Annotated in this window: 1 protein-coding gene and 4 tRNA genes; 1 reads left to right on the forward strand and 4 read right to left on the reverse strand. The window is 39.5% G+C overall.

Translation table 11 applies throughout. The features are described from left to right. Positions 1-404: 404 nt before the first annotated feature. A complete protein-coding gene (locus BFU02S_RS15820) occupies positions 405-701 on the forward strand; it encodes a HesB/YadR/YfhF family protein (RefSeq protein WP_066372761.1) in 297 nt (98 codons plus the stop codon). A gap of 139 nt (positions 702-840) precedes the next feature. On the opposite strand, the gene BFU02S_RS15825 is transcribed toward BFU02S_RS15820, so the two are convergent. The 4 genes from BFU02S_RS15825 to BFU02S_RS15840 all read right to left on the reverse strand — a co-directional run bounded on the left by BFU02S_RS15825 (position 841) and on the right by BFU02S_RS15840 (position 1,288). Beyond that, a tRNA-Arg gene (locus BFU02S_RS15825) sits at positions 841-914 on the reverse strand. A gap of 116 nt (positions 915-1,030) precedes the next feature. Beyond that, positions 1,031-1,102: transfer RNA gene (locus tag BFU02S_RS15830), tRNA-Asn, on the reverse strand. A gap of 25 nt (positions 1,103-1,127) precedes the next feature. After that, positions 1,128-1,201: transfer RNA gene (locus BFU02S_RS15835), tRNA-Ile, on the reverse strand. Positions 1,202-1,214: 13 nt separating this feature from the next. Then, a tRNA-Gly gene (locus tag BFU02S_RS15840) sits at positions 1,215-1,288 on the reverse strand. Positions 1,289-1,334 lie beyond the last annotated feature (46 nt).

Raw genomic sequence — 1,334 nt, forward strand, 5'->3', positions numbered from 1 at the left:
CAGCCCCAATACAAGGATACACGTCAATGAGTTTTTACGCATGATGACGATTTAATCAAGTAAAGGACTTATTTTAAACTGACACCAGTGCTCCTACACCAGATATCGGTCTAATCGAAGTTTAAATTTACCTTATTGGTTCGCACATAAAGGTGGACAGATGTACTGGTTCACCGTTGACTAAAAGCAACATTCTATCATCGTATGGAGGGCGCAATAAGTGAGGTCTAGAAAGCCCATATCGTTTAACTTTAGCTATTATGCAGAAGGCAAATATCGAGAAAATCAAAATCACAAGTTCCAATGGCTTCGACCATTTGATGTACTTGGTAAGAGTTTAGATTCGATTCCGAGGAAAACTTTTTATATAATAAGAAAATAAACCGTTAAGAAAGGATTTTCACATGAACATTCAAATTACAAATGAAGCAGCTACATGGTATAAAGAAGAACTTGGCTTAAAAAGCGGGGACTATGTTCGTTTTTTCGTTCGCTATGGCGGCTGCAGTACGGTCCAGAGTGGTTTTTCCCTCGGAGTTTCCAAGGAAGATCCTATCGATTTAAGTGTTAAAACAGAATCGGATGGAATTACTTTTTATATTGAAGAAAAAGATGTATGGTACTTTGATGGTCATGATCTTGTAATCGAATTGCTACCAGAATCCAAAGAACCGATTTTCCATTATCAAAAACAAAAATAAATGAAACGGCAGGCTATAAGCTGGTGCTAGAATTCAGATATCCTTATCAAAATTATCCGCACTCAATTAAATTATAATTTCCTTAACAATAAAAAAAGCACACTCAAACGAGTGGGCTTTTTTTCGTTATTAATATTTACGCGCCTTAGAGGATTCGAACCTCTGACCATACGCTTAGAAGGCGCATGCTCTATCCAGCTGAGCTAAAGGCGCATTATTTTATTGGTGACAAAAGGAAGATTTGAAACCTTATGCCGATTACCTGGCCTACCCCCCTTAGCAAAGGTACCCCTTTAGCCACTTATATACTTCTCACTAAAATAAAATGACTCCGCAGGTAGGATTCGAACCTACGACCGATCGGTTAACAGCCGATTGCTCTACCACTGAGCTACTGCGGAATAATAAAGAGTTTATTTATAAGGATGGGCCTAAATGGACTTGAACCATCGACCTCACGCTTATCAGGCGTGCGCTCTAACCAGCTGAGCTATAGGCCCATTAAAGGCAAAATGGAGCGGGTGATGGGAATCGAACCCACAACAACAGCTTGGAAGGCTGTGGTTTTACCACTAAACTACACCCGCAAATAAAAACTTTATTTCACTTATACCGTTGGTCGGGAGCAAACTG

Source organism: Neobacillus fumarioli NBRC 102428 (assembly GCF_001591485.1).
In the GTDB taxonomy this organism is placed as follows: Bacteria; Bacillota; Bacilli; order Bacillales; family Cytobacillaceae; genus Neobacillus; species Neobacillus fumarioli.

Coding starts and splice junctions, on each gene's coding strand:
- BFU02S_RS15820 (WP_066372761.1), top strand. CDS start 405: ATGAACATTCAAATTACAAATGAAGCAGCTACATGGTATAAAGAAGAA.